The organism is Mesobacillus harenae (genome assembly GCF_013343715.1).
Taxonomy (GTDB): domain Bacteria; phylum Bacillota; class Bacilli; order Bacillales; family Cytobacillaceae; genus Mesobacillus_A; species Mesobacillus_A harenae.
The window spans coordinates 188623-207230 of record NZ_JABUNR010000012.1; the positions used below are offsets into that span (position 1 = coordinate 188623).

The window sequence follows — 18608 nt, forward strand, 5'->3', positions numbered from 1 at the left end:
TTATAAACATCAATGCGATTTTCGACTTTCTTAAGAATGGGATGTGTCATATATGATCGTCAGTATGACTGGATTTGGAAGAAGCAAAGCTGAATCTGAGCGGTTTTCTGTGACCGTTGAGGTAAAAACAGTAAATCATCGCTTTTGTGAATATCATATTCGTATGCCCCGTCAGCTTCTGAAAATGGAAGATAAGGTAAAAAAAAAGCTTGGGGAATTTATCAATAGAGGCAGAGCAGAGGTCTTCGTGACACTAGAAGGGGAAGGAATTGTCAACCGGAGTGTCAACATCGATTGGAGTCTGCTAGATGAATATTATCAATACATAGCGAAGATAAAAGAGAAGTATGACTTATCTGGAGAAGTCTCAATCCGGGAGCTTATCAGCGGCGAAGGAATTATCACGATCGAAGAAAATGAAGCAGGGAATGAAGAACTTTCTATCCTCCTGCTTTCAGCCGTGGAAGATGCCGCGTCGCAGCTGCAGCAGATGCGTGTCATTGAGGGAGAAGCACTTGAAAAGGATGTTTCAGGACAAATAAATCTGCTTAGTAATCATATAGATAAGCTTAAAGATCTTGCCCCTCTTGTAATCGAACAATATCAAACAAGGCTGGAGAAACGAATGTCAGAGTTTTTGAACGGCCATTTGGACGAAGCTCGTATCTTAGCGGAAGTAGCTATTTTTGCAGAAAAAGCTGATATAAATGAAGAGCTGATCAGACTCTCCAGCCACATTGGCCAGTTTCTAAAAACACTTCAGAAAGAGGAGCCGGTTGGACGAAAGCTCGATTTCCTTCTTCAGGAAATGAACAGAGAAGTGAATACGATCGGTTCAAAAGCCAATGATTCGGCCATTGCTAGTGGGGTAGTGGAAATGAAAAGCACGATTGAAAAAGTAAAAGAGCAGGTCCAGAATATCGAATAACCGTTTAGAAAGCCGCTGATTCGGCAAAAATAAATAACTGATGATCGGGGGACCATCATGGCCATAAAGTTAATTAATATCGGCTTTGGAAACATTGTTTCCGCTAACCGTATTATCTCAATTGTAAGTCCTGAATCTGCTCCAATTAAAAGAATTATTCAAGATGCCCGGGACAGAGGTTCACTAATTGATGCCACTTATGGAAGAAGAACACGTGCTGTCATTGTAATGGACAGTGACCATGTAATTCTTTCGGCAGTCCAGCCGGAAACAGTAGCTGCCCGATTAAATGACCGTGACGAAATAATGGATGAAGGGTAGGAGTTTTTTAACATGCATGAAAAAGGACTGTTAATTGTTCTTTCTGGCCCATCTGGAGTTGGAAAAGGCACGGTGCGAAAAGCGATTTTCACCCAAGAAGATACTTCTTTTGAATATTCAATCTCAGCGACAACACGATCGCCAAGAGAAGGTGAGGTTCATGGGGTTGATTACTTTTTTGAATCAAGAGAAACCTTTGAAAAACTTATTGAGCAAGATAAACTCCTAGAGTTTGCAGAGTATGTCGGCAATTATTATGGCACTCCTGTTGACTATGTAAGAGAAACGCTTGACGCAGGAAAGGACGTTTTCTTGGAAATTGAAGTTCAGGGAGCCCGGCAGGTTCGTGAAAAGTTTCCTGAAGGTCTCTTTATATTCCTTGCACCGCCAAGTTTGTCTGAATTAAAGAACCGAATCGTAACAAGAGGCACAGAAACCGAAGATTTAATTAACAACCGAATGTTGACAGCCAGGGAAGAAATTGAAATGATGGACTTATATGATTTTGTAGTAGAGAACGACCAGGTCGACTTGGCCTGTGAACGGATTAAATCCATTGTGGTGGCGGAACACTGCCGCAGGGAAAGAGTACAACATCGTTATAAAAAAATGCTGGAGGTCGATTAATTTGCTAAATCCCTCAATCGATTCATTATTAACTAAGATTGATTCAAAGTACTCATTAGTATCTGTTGCCGCTAAACGGGCACGGAGCATGCAGGTTACGTTTAACCCAAGGTTGGATAAGTACGTTTCCCATAAATACGTCGGTAAAGCACTTGAAGAAATCAATGCTGAACGTTTGCATTACCGTCTTGCACCAAGCCTTGAAGGCGAGGAGTAAAATTAAGTAAAAAGCCATTCTGGCGGTCATAATTTTTATGATGAAATAACAACCTTTCTATAAGGTTGTTATTTTTATTTTTCTTGAAACAATAGAAAACAATAAAATAATTGGCGCTAGAAATAATAAATCGATGCCGAAATAGATGAAAAAAAGCGGCCGTTCTTGCATAATGAAGAAGAAAGCCATTGAACAACAAACGGGGGTTCATGCCATGTTGAACGGAAAGAAAATTTTAGTATGTGTATCAGGCGGTATTGCCGTATACAAGGCAGCTGCGCTAACTAGTAAATTAACGCAGGCTGGGGCCGAAGTGAAAGTCCTTTTGAGTGAATCTGCAGGGAAATTTGTTACTCCATTGACTTTTCAGTCCTTATCCAGGAATGAAGTCTATACCGATACATTTGATGAAAAAAATCCCAAAGTGATTGCCCATATAGATGTAGCGGATTGGGCAGATCTTATTCTAGTCGCTCCTGCTACGGCAAATATAATCGGGAAGCTCGCTAACGGCATTGCCGATAATATGATTACAACTACTCTTTTAGCAGCCACAGCACCAGTCTGGATTGCCCCGGCGATGAATGTTCATATGTACAATCATCCTGCGGTTATCAGGAACATGAACACCCTTCAGGAAATGGGCTGCCATTTTATTGAGCCTGGCGATGGTTACCTTGCGTGCGGGTATGTAGGAAAAGGCAGGCTTGAGGAGCCTGAAACGATTGTTGCGTTAGTGACGGAGTTTTTCAAAGAGGATAATCGGATGTTAAGCGGCCAGAAAGTGATTGTAACAGCAGGACCGACTAGAGAGAAGATTGATCCTGTCCGATTCATCTCGAACCATAGTACCGGAAAGATGGGCTACGCAATCGCTGAGGAAGCTGTGAAACTAGGAGCTGATGTAACGCTTGTTTCTGGTCCTGTCAGCATCGCAGTGCCTGCTGGTGTAAAGCTTGTTTCTGTAGAGAGTGCCAATGATATGTATCATGCAGTGATGGCTGAATTTGAAGACGCGGATATTGTCATTAAAACTGCTGCTGTCGCCGATTACAGGCCTAAGTTCGTTTATGATCATAAAATAAAAAAGAAAAATGATGATCAAGCAATTGAGCTTGAACGTACAAAAGATATTCTCTTTGAAATTGGCCAAAAAAAGACCCATCAAGTTCTTGTGGGATTTGCTGCTGAAACCGACCGCGTCGAGGAGTATGCACGCGGAAAATTAGTTAAGAAAAATGCGGATATGATTGTTGCAAACAATGTGAAGGAGAAAGGTGCAGGTTTTGGGTCTGACACTAATATAGTTACAATTTATAAGAAAGACGGAACATCAGTTAATCTGCCTCTAATGTCAAAACGAGAGGTCGCCCGAAAACTGCTGTCCGAAACCGTCCTTTTTCTTAAAAAGGATGATCTAAAATGAATATAGCAAGTGTGATTGTTGATGTACCAGCCAAACAGACGGACAAGCCCTTTGATTATAAAATTCCTGAGGGACTAAAGGGGGCCGTGCTGCCCGGGATGAGAGTTATTGTTCCGTTCGGGCCTCGCAAAATTCAGGGGTTTGTCGTGGAAATAAAAAAGGAATCTGATTTTCAAAAGTTAAGGCAGATTTCTGAACTGTTGGATCTTGTCCCTGTTTTAAATGAAGAGCTGCTAACGCTTGGTGAATGGTTAACGGATTTTACTTTATGCTACAAAATATCAGCTTTCCAAGCAATGCTTCCTGCTGCTTTAAAAGCGAAGTATGAAAAAAAGATCGTATTATCAGAGAAAACCAACAAAGCTAGTTTACCTGGACCATTGCAGTTGTTTTTTAGTAAAAGCATGAGTAGTACATGGGAAGCAGCTCAAACGGAGGGGCTCGTTCCATTGCTGCAGAAAGAAGCAGCTAAAGGAACAGTCGAAGTGATCTATGAGGTGAAGGAACGAGTAAAAAAGAAACGTCTCAAACATGTTTCGCCAGCTATCCCTAAGGAAGAATTGGCAGCCGTAATTGAAACCTTGTCAGCCCAGGCAAAAGGTCAGAAAGCTGTACTTGATTTTTTCATAGATAATCCTGAACCAATTGAACTCAGACAGATTGTGGCTGCCCTCGGAACTTCTGCGTCTACCATCAAAGCCTTGGTAAAGAAAGAATGGCTAGTTGAGCAGGATTTAGAGGTTTACCGTGATCCATTTGAAGCCAAGTCTTTTGAGAAAAAGGAATTTCTTCAGCTTACTGAAGAACAGGAAAAGGCTATTGGCCCGATTCTAGGTTCGATTGAAGCCGAAAAACAAGGAGTTTTCTTGTTATATGGGGTAACAGGCAGCGGCAAGACAGAGATCTATCTTCAATCTATCCAAAGGGTACTGGAAAAAGGCGAGGAAGCAATTGTGCTTGTACCTGAAATCGCGCTGACTCCGCAAATGGTCACAAGATTTAAAGAGCGATTCGGCGATTTGGTAGCTGTCCTTCACAGTGGTCTTTCTGCCGGAGAAAAATATGATGAATGGCGAAAAATCCAGCGCCAGGAAGTCAAGGTTGTCGTTGGAGCTCGATCAGCGGTTTTTGCGCCATTCAAAAATATCGGAATTATTATTATTGATGAGGAACATGAGACAAGCTATAAACAGGAAGAAAATCCAAGGTACCATGCTAGAGATGCAGCGATCCAGCGTTCTCTCCATCACCGCTGCCCAGTCGTTCTAGGAAGTGCAACGCCGTCGCTTGAGTCATTTGCGAGAGCTCAAAAAGGATTATACACTTTGCTTACGCTGTCAAAAAGAATGAATGACCGTGACCTTCCAGCTGTTGATATAGTTGATATGAGAGAAGAACTAAGATCAGGAAACAGGTCGATGTTCTCGATCAAGCTGTTTGAAAAGCTGAAGGACCGGATTGATAAAGGAGAACAATCCGTTTTATTCCTTAATAAACGAGGACATTCTTCATTTGTTATGTGCAGAGACTGTGGATTTGTAATGAATTGCCCTAACTGCGATATTACGCTTACCTATCATCGGTCCAATGAAGAAATGAAATGCCATTATTGTGGACACGAAGATAAGGTGCCAAAAACATGCCCTGAATGCACAAGTGAGCATATCCGCTATTTTGGAACTGGTACTCAAAAGGTTGAAGAAGAGCTGGCCCGCTTACTGCCAGAGGCTAGGGTTGTAAGGATGGACGTGGATACGACTGGGAGGAAAGGTGCCCATGAAAAATTGCTGACCGTATTCCAAGAAGGTCAAGCAGATATTCTGCTTGGTACCCAGATGATTGCCAAAGGATTGGATTTTCCTAATGTAACACTTGTCGGCGTTTTGTCGGCTGATACGATGCTTCATCTGCCTGACTTTAGATCTTCGGAAAAAACCTTTCAGCTCCTTACTCAGGTCAGCGGCAGAGCTGGACGCCATGAGCTTGAAGGGGAGGTTGTTATCCAAACTTATTCTCCAGAGCACTACAGTGTAGAGCTTTCGGCCAGCCAGGATTATAATATTTTTTACCAGCGAGAAATGATGATTAGGAAGTTGCATCAATACCCCCCTTTTTATTATTTATCCTTAGTAACTGTAAGTCATGAAGAGCTTATGAAGGTTGTATCGATTACAGAAAAAATTACAAGTTATATTCAATCTCGTCTGACTAATGCAGCAGTTGTCCTGGGACCGGTTGCGTCACCGATTCCGCGGATCAATAATAGATATCGTTACCAATGTTTGATAAAATACAAACGGGAACCTGAACTTCATGAAGCGTTAAAAACAGTGCTCGACAGGTATCAGCAAGAGACTGCTTCTGGAGGTTTACAAATTTCAGTGGATTTGAACCCATATATTTTAATGTGATGGGTATGAGCTTATTTTAATTGGCGAAAAATCTAGATAAGGAATAGATGGAGGCAATATTTTGGCAGTAAGAAAAATAATCACCTATCCTGCCGATGTCTTGGAACAGCAATGTGAACCAGTAACGGTTTTTGACAAAAAGCTGGCTAAGCTTTTGGGAGATATGTATGATACGATGATAGAATTCGACGGAGTCGGTCTCGCGGCACCGCAAATTGGGATTGCAAAGCAAATAGCGATTGTCGATATAGATGATGAATCTGGTACAATTGAGCTAATTAATCCAGTCATACTGGAAGAGAACGAGGAACAGACTGGACCTGAGGGGTGTCTAAGCTTTCCGGGCCTATACGGAGAGGTTACACGTCCGATGAAGGTTAAAGTGAAAGCACAGGATCGCAGTGGTAAGCCCTTCACCATCGAAGCGGAAGATTTTTTGGCAAGGGCTATCCTCCATGAAATTGACCATTTGCATGGAATTCTGTTTACATCAAAGGTAATCAGGTACCTTGACGAAAAAGAATTAGAAGGGTTGGAACTGAATGACTAAAATTATCTTTATGGGGACTCCAGACTTTTCTGTACCGATTCTTAAAAAGCTGGTGGAAGAAGGCTATGATGTAATGGCGGTCGTTACACAGCCTGACCGCCCAGTTGGCAGAAAGCGTGTACTTACACCTCCGCCGGTCAAAAAGGCAGCTGTAGAGTTGGGTATACCTGTTTATCAGCCGGAAAAGATCCGTGAAAAGGATGAACTTGATAAAATACTCACTTTAAAACCAGATTTAATTGTAACAGCTGCATTTGGACAGATTCTTCCTAAGGAGCTGCTTGAAGCTCCCGAGTATGGCTGTATTAATGTCCATGCCTCGCTGCTTCCGGAGCTTCGCGGAGGAGCACCGATCCATTATGCAATTTTAGAGGGGAAGAAGAAAACAGGGATAACAATCATGTATATGGTTGAAAAGCTTGACGCAGGTGACATTTTAACTCAAGCTGAGGTTGTGATCACAGAAGAAGATACAGTTGGAACGCTCCACGATAAGTTAAGCAAGGCTGGAACAGACCTTCTGTCAGAAACACTTCCCAAGCTTCTCGAGAGAAAAATTAAGGCTGTTCCCCAAAATGATAATAAAGCATCCTATGCTTGGAATATTAAAAGAGAACAGGAAAAAATAGATTGGTCAATGCCTGGTGAACAGATCTTTAATCATATTAGAGGCTTAAATCCCTGGCCTGTCGCCTATACGACTTTAGATGGTATAACGGTTAAGATCTGGTCAGCAGACAAAGTCCAAGATGGAAAGCTGGGAGATCCCGGAATGATTTATGCACTTGAAGAGGACGGAATAGTGGTTTCAACAGGAGACCAGACTGCCATCAAAATCACGGAGCTCCAGCCTTCTGGAAAAAAACGGATGGTTGCTGGAGAATTCCTGCGTGGTGCTGGTTCGTCCGTCACAACAGGAACACAGTTAGGAGCAAAGCATGAAGGGTAACGCGAAAAATGTCAGGGAAGTTGCACTTGAATTATTAGAAACGATTGAAAAAAGCCAGTCATACAGTAATCTCTTACTTAACAACCAAATTAAGAAAAACCAGATCAACCCAAAAGATGTCGGATTGCTAACTGAGCTAGTCTATGGTACTTTACAGCGAAAAATGACGCTTGATTACTTTCTAAAAGGTTTTATCAAAAATGACAAAAAACTTGAAAGCTGGGTGCTTCAGCTATTAAGACTTACTGTTTACCAAATGGTTTATCTGGACCGAATTCCCGACAGGGCCGCTATTTTTGAAGCAGTAGAAATCTCAAAAAAACGCGGTCATAAAGGGACTGCTGGCCTAGTGAACGGAGTTTTAAGAAGTATCCAGAGAACAGGATTGCCTGATGTGGGAACGATTGAGGATCCAATTGAGCGTCTTTCAGTGTCAACCAGCCATCCTGTCTGGCTGGTAAAACGATGGGTCGGTCAGTTTGGCTACGATCGTGCCCAGGAAATGTGCGAATTAAATTTGACAGCACCTCTTCAAACAGCAAGAGTGAATGTAACAAAGACAACGAGGGAAGAGTGTATAAAAAGGCTTGAGGAAGAGGGATATTTAGTTGAGCCGAGTCCCATCATTCCTGAAGCTATCAAATGTCTCAAAGGTAATCTTGCCAATTCCCAATTATTCAAAGATGGTCACTTAACCATTCAAGATGAAAGTTCCATGCTTACAGCATATGCAATGGGGATTAAGTCTAAAGAAGAAATCCTTGACGCCTGTGCAGCGCCAGGAGGAAAGTCGACTCACATCGCCGAGAGGCTTGGAAACACTGGCCGAGTTATATCTCTGGATCTTCATGAGCACAAAGTTAAGCTAATTGACATGAATGCATCCAGGCTGGGTCTTTCTAATATTCAAACCATGCAATTGGACAGCCGAAAAGCAACCGAACATTTTGAAAATGAAACATTTGATCGGATCCTACTTGACGCTCCGTGTTCAGGCCTGGGAGTCATGCGTAGAAAACCTGATATGAAATATACAAAACGGGAAGAGGATCTGGACAGGCTTCAAACTATCCAGCTTTCGCTGCTGGAGGCAACAGCTCCGCTATTGAAACATGGTGGTATTTTAGTGTACAGTACATGTACTGTAGACAAGGCAGAAAATAATGAAGTAGTCGAAGCGTTTTTAGCAAATCATCCTCAGTTTGAAGGAGATTTATCTTTTAAAAAGAGGATGCCAGAAGCGATTCAACCGTTAATAGAAGGATTTAATTTGCAAATCCTTCCCCAGGACTTCGGTTCTGACGGATTTTATATCGCTTGTCTAAGAAAGAAGGTGGAGTAGTATGGAATTAACAACAACCGAGAACAATACAGCCGACACAACGAAACTACCATCAATTTACACTCTTCAATTAGAGGAACTAAAGCAATGGTTAACCGAGCACAACGAAAAGGCGTTTCGTGCTGAACAAATTTTTGAATGGCTTTACAAACAAAGGGTCACTTCTTTTGAAGATATGTCCAATTTACCTAAGTCTCTAAGAGATAAACTAGAGAAAAATTTCACTATGACTTCTTTAAAAACCATTATAGAGCAGACTTCATCAGATGGGACGATCAAATTTTTATTTGAACTCCAGGATGGTGTTTCAATAGAAACAGTTTTAATGCGGCATGAGTACGGAAATTCTGTTTGTGTAACCACTCAGGTAGGCTGCCGAATTGGCTGTACGTTTTGTGCATCAACCCTTGGGGGCTTAAAGAGAAATTTAGAAGCAGGAGAAATCGTTGCTCAAGTCGTAAAAGTACAACAAACCCTTGATAAAACAGATGAACGTGTCAGTTCAGTTGTTATAATGGGAATTGGAGAACCGTTCGATAATTATGACGCCATGATGTCATTTTTGAAAATTATTAACCATGACAAGGCTCTGAATATTGGAGCTCGCCATATAACTGTTTCAACGAGTGGTATCATCCCTAAGATTTACCAGTTTGCTGATGAAGGAATGCAAATCAATTTTGCTATCTCTCTTCATGCACCAAACTCTGAGCTCAGAAGCAGATTAATGCCGATCAACAGGGCTTATAAGCTCCCGGACCTAATGGACGCAGTGCGTTATTATATTGACAAAACAGGCAGAAGAATCAGCTTTGAATATGGCTTGTTTGGTGGAGTAAATGATCAGGTTGAGCATGCAGAAGAACTTGCGAAGCTCGTCAAAGGAGTAAAATGTCATATCAACTTGATTCCTGTAAACTATGTGCCTGAGCGTAACTATGTTAGGACACCTAAGAGCCAAATTTTCAAGTTTGAACGTACATTAAAGGATCTCGGCGTAAACGCTACAATTCGTCGTGAGCAAGGTCATGATATTGAGGCAGCATGTGGACAGCTTCGGGCCAAAGAAAGAAAAGAAGAGACGAGGTGACAGAATGAAAGCTGTTTTCATGACTGATAAGGGAAAGGTTCGTCTTCATAATGAAGACAATGGAGGAGTATATCTTAATCGGGATGGACACCGCCTTGCCGTCGTTGCTGATGGCATGGGCGGCCACCGTGCCGGCGATGTTGCGAGTGATTTAACGGCTAAGAGCCTGCAGTCATTCTGGGAGGAGACATCGAACATACAAACAGCTGAATCCGCAGAATCATGGCTGAGAGAGTCAATTAACAAGGTTAATAGTCTTTTGTTTGAGCATGCCCAAAACAATAAGGAATGTGAGGGTATGGGTACTACAGTGGTGGCTGTTATCACGACGGAGTTGTTTTCGGTGGTTGCAAATATTGGGGACAGCCGCTGTTATATTAAAAACGATGCCGGTTTTCAGCAGATGACAGAGGATCATTCCTTAGTAAATGAGCTTGTTAGATCAGGCCAGATTTCTAGAGAAGACGCAGAGCATCACCCTCGGAAAAATGTCCTTTTGAGAGCGCTAGGTACAGAAAACTCCGTTCAAATGGATATTAAAACGATCATGTTTGAAGAGGGAGATCTATTGTTGTTATGTTCAGACGGTTTGTCGAATAAGGTTGCCCAAACAGAAATGGAAGAGGTCCTGTCTCAAACATCCCCGCTTGAAGACAGAGGTGCTGAATTAATCGCACTTGCCAATCAGTACGGAGGCGAGGACAATATTACCCTTGCGATCCTGGAACACCTAGACCAAAGCGAGGGCAGGTGAAGTCATGATCATTGGAAAAAGAATAAGCGGTCGCTATAAAATCCTTGATATGATTGGCGGAGGAGGAATGGCGAACGTCTATTTAGCTCACGATATGATTTTGGATCGGGATGTAGCCGTTAAAATGCTTCGTCTTGACTTTGCCAATGACGAGGAATTCATTAAACGGTTTGACCGCGAAGCTCAATCGGCGACCAGCCTGGCTCATCCGAATATAGTCAGCATCTATGACGTTGGCGAAGAGGACGATTTGTACTATATAGTGATGGAATTTGTTGATGGTCAAACCCTCAAACAATACATACAACAGAAAGCTCCTATCCCTGTTCAAGAAACCCTAGACATCATGAAGCAGCTTACCTCTGGCATATCGCATGCCCATCAGAACCATATTGTGCACCGTGATATTAAACCGCAAAACATTTTAATAGATCCACAGGGTAATGTGAAGATTACAGATTTTGGAATTGCTATGGCTATGAGTGCTACAAGTATAACGCAAACTAATTCTGTTCTTGGATCTGTACATTATTTATCTCCTGAACAAGCAAGGGGAGGCATGGCGAATAAAAAATCAGACGTTTACTCGCTAGGTATTGTTATGTTTGAACTTTTAACAGGGAGGCTTCCTTTTTCAGGTGAGTCTGCCGTGTCAATTGCTTTAAAGCATCTGCAATCTGAAACACCAAGTGTGAAACGGTGGAATCCCCATATTCCTCAGAGCGTCGAAAATATAGTCCTAAAGGCGACCGCAAAGGACCCTTTTCATCGCTATGAGAGTGTATACGAAATGGAGGATGATCTTCGATCTGCGCTCGACACTAACCGGTTAAATGAGTCTAAATTTGTCATTCCGGTAGATGAAGAAGCAACGAAAGCCATCCCAGTCATCACCGATGATAAACCATTGCGTAATTTAGATGAAACCATTGTCCACAGCAATACCGGTCAAAATTCCGATTCCGCCGGAGCTGTAAAAAAAACGGGCAAGAAAAGTAAGAACAAGACCAAAAAAAAGTGGAAATGGCCGATTATTCTCTTCTCCATATTTATTTTTATTCCTCTGTTGGGAATTTTGTTCTTAACTGTGCTGCCTGATGTTTTTGGACCTAAAGATGTTGCAGTTCCTGATGTAAGAGGCTTTGAGTTAGAAGAAGCAGTAACGGATCTTATGGAAGCAAGGTTCGTGATCGGAGAAAGAATCAGAGTAACGGATGAAGAAGTGCCTGAAGGCCTAATCATTAAAACAGATCCAGGAGCCGGCAGATTTGCTAAAGAAGGCAGGGAAATAAATCTATACATCAGCACAGGAAAAGAACGGTACCAGCTCCTTGATTACAGGGGCCGTGACTATGAAGAAGTTATCAGGCTATTAGAAAATAAGAACTTCAAGGATATAAGAAAAACGACAGAACACAATGAGAGTGCAGCGGGAACCATTTTGGAGCAATATCCACCTGTAGGAGAAGAGGTTGTCCCAGAAGAAACCGTACTTGAATTCACTGTCAGTGAAGGCCCCGCACGCATTCAGCTAAAGGACCTGACTGGAAATAATGAAAAAGGTCTTCAAGATTATGAAGAAACAAGCGGTTTGAAAATTGTAGTTGCGCAAGAAGAGTATCACGATACGATTGGGGAAGGTCTGGTTATTTCACAAAATCCTGAACCAGGTACTGAATTGGAAAAAGGCAGTACAGTCGAGGTGGTTATATCCAAAGGGAAAGAAGAAATTCCTCCAAAGGATGTCACGGAGGAAGTGACAATTCCCTATGATGCAACACTTGAAGGTGAGCCTCAGGAGATCCGGATTTATATAGAAGATATGAACCGCAGCATGACTGAGCCAGCCGATACCTTTTTTATTACCGAAACAGAAAAAAGAATCCTCGAATTTAAAATACCGTTTGGGGGACGGGCTGGATACAGAATTATTCGTGATAACAGTGTTATAGATGAGGATGTTATCCCTTACCCCGAAGATTAAGTAAGAATAATACTGCTGTAGTGTCTTTTAAGAATGAAAAGAACTTCGCTTTGTTTATAGAACTCAAGTTAGACAGCTAGATCCAGCTTAGGTGCCATCTGCTTGGATTAATTTAAAGAATCTTATACACAGGGGTGCTGCTATGCCAGAAGGCAAGATCATTAAAGCGTTGAGCGGATTTTATTATGTGTTGAACGAGGATGGCATTACCCAATGCCGCGGCCGGGGGGTCTTTCGCAAAAACAAAATAACTCCTCTTGTTGGTGATGAAGTTGTTTTTCAAGCTGAAAACGACATAGAAGGCTACATCTTGGAAGTAAGGGATCGGAAAAATGAGCTGGTTCGCCCTCCTATAGCGAATGTAGATCAGTCTATCCTTGTCTTTTCCGCATTGGAACCAGAGTTTAGCACCACATTACTTGATAGGTTCCTTGTGCTTGTTGAATACAATCAAATTGAGCCTATCATTTGTATAACAAAAATAGACTTAATAAACAGTGAACAGCTAGCAAAACTTAATTCGTATGTGGAAGACTATCAAAAGGCTGGCTATGAGGTTATTATGACCTCCTCAGAAACCGATGCTGGAATAGAGGAGCTTTTCCCTCGATTGGACGGAAAAATATCTGTGTTTGCAGGCCAGTCAGGAGTTGGAAAGTCATCACTGCTGAACGCTATCCGCCCTGATCTGGATTTAAAGACAGATGATATTTCAAGCCATCTAGGCCGTGGAAAGCATACCACCAGGCATGTGGAACTCATAAAAGTTGGAAATGGGTTAGTGGCAGACACACCCGGTTTTAGCTCCTTAGAGTTTACGGGAATTGAAGTAGAAGAATTAAACTATTGTTTCCCAGAGTTTGAAAAAGCGAGTGAAAATTGCAAATTTAGGGGCTGCCAGCACATAGCTGAACCAAAGTGCGCTGTAAAGGCTGGAGTGGACACTGGGGAGATCCCTAAATACCGTTATAAACATTACAAAGAATTTCTTCAAGAAATAAAAGATAGAAAGCCGAGGTACTAATTATGGTAAAGATTGCCCCATCAATTCTATCCGCGGATTTCGCGAAACTCGGACAGGAGATCCTGGATGTCGAGCGTGGCGGTGCTGACTTCATACATGTGGATGTTATGGACGGGCACTATGTTCCAAATATTACGATTGGGCCCTTAATTGTAGAAGCAATCCGGCCCATTACAAAGCTCCCTTTGGATGTCCATTTAATGATCGAGAATCCGGACCAATATATTGAAGCATTTGCTAAGGCTGGTGCAGATTATCTGACTGTCCATGTTGAGGCAACACCTCATATTCACCGGACGATCCATTATATTAAATCATTTGGAGTGAAAGCAGGGGTAGTACTGAACCCTGCGACACCGGTTGAAGCTATCAAACACATTATTTCAGATGTGGATATGGTGCTGTTGATGTCCGTTAATCCAGGATTTGGAGGACAAAAATTTATTCCGTCTGTCCTTGAGAAGATCAAACAGGTTAAAAAAATGGCCGATGAAAATAATGTAACCATAGACATCGAGGTAGATGGAGGAGTGAACGAGGAAACAGCTCGTCTCTGTGTGGAAGCGGGAGCAACTGTTCTCGTAGCCGGATCAGCTATTTACAATGCAGAAGACCGTGAGAAAGCTATATCTGTTTTAAAGAGCTAATGCTTACAAAAGTCAGCTGCGTAATGGCTGGCTTTTTCTGTTGTTGTTTAGGAGACTATAAAAAAACCAAGTTGTGGATAATCGTATGCGTTGTCTTCATCCAGCTCCAGCGCCCAGCGACTAGTGTACTTCGCCTACCTCTCTACGATAAGTCAACATCGAATCGCATCCGCTCTTCGTGTTTCCTATATCTCAGTCGGTGTGCTCCAGTCCATACGTCGCTAAACGGGCGCTTGCGCTTTTGTTCCTTTCTGGGCAGTCGGTTCAGCTTTAAGTTTATCCAGCTTCACCTTCTAGAAACTCGAGAAACTTCAACTCCTCCGTCAGAAGCAAACAACGCTTCTTTTGTCGGAGTCTCCGAAGTACAGGATGTACAAGTGCCGACGCCGCCACAGGACGTGGCTTTCTAAGTCGGCCAGTTTTCTCGTTTCTGGGCAGTCGGTTCAGCTTTTGTTTATCCAGCTTCAGCGGCTAGCCCCTCGAGGTCGCTTCGGCCCTGCTGATGAAGTCAAAAAACGACTTCATCTTCAGGTCCTCCAGCGCTTGTCGGGGCTGGCAAGCCGCTTCAGCCTTTAGTTTGAAAGGGGTTTTTTATGAAAATTCATATCTTAGCAGGCGGTCCTGTGGAATTGCTTCCCGATTTGACCGAGTATGACTTGGAATCATGCTTGTGGGTCGGCGCAGATAGAGGAGTCTATACGCTGCTTGCCAATGGTATCAAGCCTGACTATGCTTTTGGGGACTTTGATTCAGTTTCTGCCGAGGAGCTGATGGAAATTGAAAAAAACGGTATAATGTTCAAAAAGTTTAAGCCAGAAAAAGATGAAACAGATTTGGAGCTCGCTTTAGATTGGGCGTTGAAGAAAAAGCCGGAAGTCATCCGGATTTTCGGTGGTACTGGCGGCCGTCTAGATCATATGTTTGCAGGTCTATCCCTTCAATTGAGACCAATATTGGAAAAAAACTATATCCCTATTGAACTAATTGACCGAAATAATATCGTTTACCTGGTTACACCCGGAATTCATCAAATAAAGTTCATGCCTGAAAAAAAATATGTTTCTTTTTTCCCTGTCCTAACTTCTGTCAGCGGGCTGACGCTTACTAATCTCAAATATCCTTTGACTGATCACCATGTTCCACTTAGTTCCACGCTATGTATAAGTAATGAACTTATTAGCGATTATGGTACTTTTTCATTTTCGGAAGGCATATTAATGGTGGTAAGAAGCTCCGATTAAAAAAATCTTAAGCAAATATCCGAAATTAATGAATAGGATAGTAAAGCGAGGTTATTTTGCGGCAGGATTTGTGCGAGATGATGAGGAGGGACATTATGAAGTTTTATACGATTAAGCTGCCCAAGTTTCTAGGGGGCCTTGTAAGGGCTATGTTAGGTGCATTTAAAAAGGGATAAATAAAGCAAATCAAAAGCAATCTATTTATATTCCATTTTTCTTGAGCAAGACAACCTTTTGTATGTGTTGGCACCCTGAACCTTCAGGGTGTTTTGTTTTGCCGAGGGTATTGGTTCGATAGAAGGGTACTCTGCTGTCACAATCCAACCGAAGTCTTTGTACAGTGATCCGAACATAAATTATTAGTTAATTAATAAAATAATGGGAACGCTAATTGATAAGTTTTAAAAAAAGAAAAAAGCGCCTCTCAGGCCCTGGCTTTTAGCAGTCCGGACTGATTTTGGCGCTTCCGCATTTCAAACATTATTAAACGCGTTCGATTTTTCCTGATTTAAGAGCTCTAGCTGAAACCCAAACACGTTTAGGTTTGCCGTCAACAAGGATTCGAACTTTTTGTAGGTTAGCACCCCAAGTACGCTTTGTAGCATTCATTGCGTGGGAACGTGCATTTCCAGAACGAGTTGATCTACCAGTTACAACACATTTACGTGGCATCTATATTTCCCTCCTTACTACCGAAAACTCAATCTTTTAATATGAGTTGCCTGTTTGTCAAAGCAATCGATTATTATCGCGCATAATTGACATTCGAAACATACTTTAATAATTTATCACACAACGATTTTTAATGCAATAGGAGAGAAACAAAGCTTTCAAGAAAAAAACCTTGACATATAACCTCGCATATAGCTCAATATTAAGTTGGTAGAGTATGACTTTCAAAATTGACTGGCTTATAGTAAAATGGCTATAGTCAAGAGCAATTTTTCAAAGGGGGAACTGTTCATGTCCATCGAACTCAAAACAAAGTACGGACAAATTGATATATCCAATGATGTCATTGCTACGATTGCTGGCGGTGCTGCGGTCGACTGTTACGGAATTGTCGGAATGGCTTCCAAACATCAGATCAAAGACGGGTTAACCGATATTTTACGCAGAGAGAATTTCACTCGCGGTGTTATCGTTCGCCAGGAAAATGAAGAAGACGTACATATTGATATGTATATTATTGTCAGCTATGGAACGAAAATTTCCGAGGTTGCTCACAACGTCCAATCAAAAGTTAGGTATACTCTTGATAAAACCGTTGGATTAGCCGTAGAATCGGTAAATATTTACGTTCAGGGTGTTCGTGTTACGAACCCGTAGTGAGGAGGAAAGATTTGTGTCAATTACAGTTCTAGACGGAAAGCGTTTTGCAGAGATGATCATCCAAGGGGCAAATCATTTATCAGCAAATGCCAAGTTTGTCGATTCGCTTAACGTATTCCCTGTTCCAGATGGAGACACCGGAACAAATATGAATTTATCGATGACTTCCGGTGCCAAGGAAGTAAAAAACAATGTTCAGGAGCACATCGGCAAGGTTGGTACAGCTTTGGCCAAGGGGCTGCTGATGGGCGCGCGCGGAAACTCAGGGGTAATTCTGTCTCAGCTTTTCCGCGGGTTTGCCAAGGCAATTGAAAACAAACCGACTATATCGTCAAAAGAATTTGCAGCAGCTTTAGAGATTGGCGTTGAAACAGCCTACAAAGCTGTAATGAAACCTGTAGAAGGAACAATCCTAACTGTTGCCAAGGACTCTGCCAGGAAAGCGGTACAAGCCGCTAAGAAACAAGAAGATATTATTTTGCTGCTTGAAGAGATCCTTGTAGAAGCTAAAGCTTCGTTGGACCGTACTCCTGACTTGCTCCCTGTTTTAAAGGAAGTAGGTGTCGTGGATAGCGGCGGGCAGGGCCTTGTCTACGTTTATGAAGGATTCCTGGCTGAATTAAAGGGAGAAAAACTTCCTGATTCGCCATCTAATCTGCCTAATATGACTGATTTGGTCAGTGCAGAGCACCATAGAAGTGTACAAAGCCATATGAACACAGCTGACATTGAATTTGGCTATTGCACAGAATTCATGGTGAAGATTGATCCTGAGAAGCTGGGAAAAACAACATTTTCTGAAGAGCAATTCCGTCAGGATTTAAGTAATTACGGAGATTCTCTCCTTGTAATTTCAGACGAAGAGCTCGTAAAGGTACATATACACGCGGAGCATCCTGGTGATGTACTCTCGTATGGCCAAAAATATGGCAGCCTGATTAACTTAAAAATAGAAAACATGAGAGAACAGCATTCCAGTATTGTGGGTGAGGCACATACACCTCTTCGTACGGGAGAAATGTCTCAAAAGAAAACCAAGCAAGAGTATGGTATTGTGACCGTTTCTATGGGAAGCGGGATTGCAAAACTATTTCGCAGCATTGGCGCTCATTCCGTCATCGAGGGCGGCCAGACAATGAATCCGAGCACAGAGGATATCGTTAAGGCAATTAAAGAAGTGAATGCGAAGAAGGTTATTATATTACCGAACAACAAAAATATTATCATGGCTGCCCAGCAGGCAGCTGAGGTTGCTGAAGAAGACGTCGTTGTTATTCCATCAAAGACGGTTCCTCAGGGAATGACTGCTCTTCTATCTTTCAATCCTTCTGCAGATTTACAGGTGAATGAGGAAGCAATGACCGATGCGCTGAAGCTTGTTAAAACAGGACAGCTAACTTTCGCGGTCCGGGATACAAGCATTGATGGCCTTGAAATTGAAAAAGATGATTTTATGGGAATTGCGGACGGAAAGATTATTATTAAAGATAAAGATAAAGTGACTGCTGCTAAGGAACTTCTAAAATCGATGCTTGATGAAGATTCCGAGATTCTGACGATCTTAAGAGGAGAAGATGCTTCTGAAGAAGAGGTAGACTCTTTGGTTGAGTTTGTTGAAGAAAAGTACGCGGACGTGGAAGTTGAAGTCCATAACGGCGAACAGCCCCTATATGCACTTATCTTTGCAATAGAGTAAGGCTGCGAAACCGGAAAAAGTTTAAACTGGACAAATTAGCATTCTAATAATAAATTCATAGTATGTCAC

At 42.1% G+C, this 18608-nt stretch carries 19 protein-coding genes; 18 read left to right on the forward strand and 1 reads right to left on the reverse strand.

Translation table 11 applies throughout. The annotated features are described in order from the left end of the window. Nucleotides 1-52: 52 nt before the first annotated feature. From HRJ06_RS15590 to spoVM, 16 genes are all read left to right on the forward strand, one after another. Nucleotides 53-928 carry a YicC/YloC family endoribonuclease gene (locus HRJ06_RS15590; RefSeq protein WP_174733872.1) on the forward strand — a complete coding sequence of 292 codons (876 nt, stop codon included), beginning with the start codon at nucleotides 53-55 and terminating at the stop codon, nucleotides 926-928. A gap of 57 nt (nucleotides 929-985) precedes the next feature. After that, the gene (gene remA, locus HRJ06_RS15595) at nucleotides 986-1249 is read left to right on the forward strand and encodes an extracellular matrix/biofilm regulator RemA (protein ID WP_174733873.1); all 264 of its coding nucleotides are present in this window, start codon (nucleotides 986-988) and stop codon (nucleotides 1247-1249) included. 12 nt (nucleotides 1250-1261) lie between these two features. Then, entirely contained in the window at nucleotides 1262-1876 is a 615-nt protein-coding gene (gene gmk, locus HRJ06_RS15600; RefSeq protein ID WP_174733874.1) for a guanylate kinase, read from the forward strand. 1 nt (nucleotide 1877) lies between these two features. Further along, the gene (gene rpoZ / locus HRJ06_RS15605) at nucleotides 1878-2093 is read left to right on the forward strand and encodes a DNA-directed RNA polymerase subunit omega (RefSeq protein ID WP_174733875.1); all 216 of its coding nucleotides are present in this window, start codon (nucleotides 1878-1880) and stop codon (nucleotides 2091-2093) included. Nucleotides 2094-2307: 214 nt separating this feature from the next. Then, nucleotides 2308-3519 carry a bifunctional phosphopantothenoylcysteine decarboxylase/phosphopantothenate--cysteine ligase CoaBC gene (gene coaBC / locus HRJ06_RS15610; protein WP_174733876.1) on the forward strand — a complete coding sequence of 404 codons (1212 nt, stop codon included), beginning with the start codon at nucleotides 2308-2310 and terminating at the stop codon, nucleotides 3517-3519. Next, on the forward strand, nucleotides 3516-5930 hold the full coding sequence (gene priA / locus HRJ06_RS15615; RefSeq protein ID WP_174733877.1) for a primosomal protein N': 2415 nt from the start codon (nucleotides 3516-3518) through the stop codon (nucleotides 5928-5930). Before coaBC ends, priA begins: the two co-directional genes overlap by 4 nt. A gap of 61 nt (nucleotides 5931-5991) precedes the next feature. Next, on the forward strand, nucleotides 5992-6480 hold the full coding sequence (gene def / locus HRJ06_RS15620) for a peptide deformylase (RefSeq protein ID WP_174733878.1): 489 nt from the start codon (nucleotides 5992-5994) through the stop codon (nucleotides 6478-6480). Continuing rightward, nucleotides 6473-7429, forward strand: coding sequence for a methionyl-tRNA formyltransferase (fmt, locus tag HRJ06_RS15625; protein WP_174733879.1), 957 nt, complete (start codon nucleotides 6473-6475; stop codon nucleotides 7427-7429). Before def ends, fmt begins: the two co-directional genes overlap by 8 nt. Next, nucleotides 7419-8771, forward strand: a complete 1353-nt coding sequence (gene rsmB / locus HRJ06_RS15630) for a 16S rRNA (cytosine(967)-C(5))-methyltransferase RsmB (RefSeq protein WP_174733880.1) — start codon at nucleotides 7419-7421, stop codon at nucleotides 8769-8771. Before fmt ends, rsmB begins: the two co-directional genes overlap by 11 nt. Nucleotide 8772: 1 nt before the next feature. Beyond that, nucleotides 8773-9861 (forward strand): dual-specificity RNA methyltransferase RlmN, encoded by a 1089-nt coding sequence (gene rlmN / locus HRJ06_RS15635; RefSeq protein ID WP_174733881.1) that lies wholly within the window; start codon nucleotides 8773-8775, stop codon nucleotides 9859-9861. Nucleotides 9862-9865: 4 nt separating this feature from the next. Next, a complete protein-coding gene (locus tag HRJ06_RS15640) occupies nucleotides 9866-10615 on the forward strand; it encodes a Stp1/IreP family PP2C-type Ser/Thr phosphatase (protein ID WP_174733882.1) in 750 nt (249 codons plus the stop codon). A 4-nt stretch (nucleotides 10616-10619) separates the two neighbouring features. Beyond that, a complete protein-coding gene (gene pknB / locus HRJ06_RS15645) occupies nucleotides 10620-12599 on the forward strand; it encodes a Stk1 family PASTA domain-containing Ser/Thr kinase (RefSeq protein ID WP_174733883.1) in 1980 nt (659 codons plus the stop codon). Between the two features lie 142 nt (nucleotides 12600-12741). Continuing rightward, the gene (gene rsgA / locus HRJ06_RS15650) at nucleotides 12742-13623 is read left to right on the forward strand and encodes a ribosome small subunit-dependent GTPase A (protein ID WP_174733884.1); all 882 of its coding nucleotides are present in this window, start codon (nucleotides 12742-12744) and stop codon (nucleotides 13621-13623) included. Between the two features lie 2 nt (nucleotides 13624-13625). Then, nucleotides 13626-14270 (forward strand): ribulose-phosphate 3-epimerase, encoded by a 645-nt coding sequence (gene rpe / locus HRJ06_RS15655; protein WP_174733885.1) that lies wholly within the window; start codon nucleotides 13626-13628, stop codon nucleotides 14268-14270. Between the two features lie 593 nt (nucleotides 14271-14863). Beyond that, a complete protein-coding gene (locus HRJ06_RS15660) occupies nucleotides 14864-15511 on the forward strand; it encodes a thiamine diphosphokinase (protein ID WP_174733886.1) in 648 nt (215 codons plus the stop codon). Between the two features lie 95 nt (nucleotides 15512-15606). Beyond that, on the forward strand, nucleotides 15607-15687 hold the full coding sequence (spoVM, locus tag HRJ06_RS15665) for a stage V sporulation protein SpoVM (RefSeq protein WP_003348972.1): 81 nt from the start codon (nucleotides 15607-15609) through the stop codon (nucleotides 15685-15687). A 307-nt stretch (nucleotides 15688-15994) separates the two neighbouring features. On the opposite strand, the gene rpmB is transcribed toward spoVM, so the two are convergent. Further along, a complete protein-coding gene (rpmB, locus tag HRJ06_RS15670; protein ID WP_174733887.1) occupies nucleotides 15995-16183 on the reverse strand; it encodes a 50S ribosomal protein L28 in 189 nt (62 codons plus the stop codon). Between the two features lie 291 nt (nucleotides 16184-16474). Between rpmB and HRJ06_RS15675 the strand changes: the two genes are divergently transcribed. Both HRJ06_RS15675 and HRJ06_RS15680 read left to right on the forward strand, forming a co-directional pair. Further along, on the forward strand, nucleotides 16475-16840 hold the full coding sequence (locus tag HRJ06_RS15675; RefSeq protein WP_174733888.1) for an Asp23/Gls24 family envelope stress response protein: 366 nt from the start codon (nucleotides 16475-16477) through the stop codon (nucleotides 16838-16840). A 16-nt stretch (nucleotides 16841-16856) separates the two neighbouring features. Further along, complete coding sequence (locus HRJ06_RS15680) at nucleotides 16857-18539, forward strand: DAK2 domain-containing protein (protein ID WP_174733889.1); 1683 nt, start codon at nucleotides 16857-16859, stop codon at nucleotides 18537-18539. The last annotated feature ends 69 nt before the right edge of the window (nucleotides 18540-18608 follow it).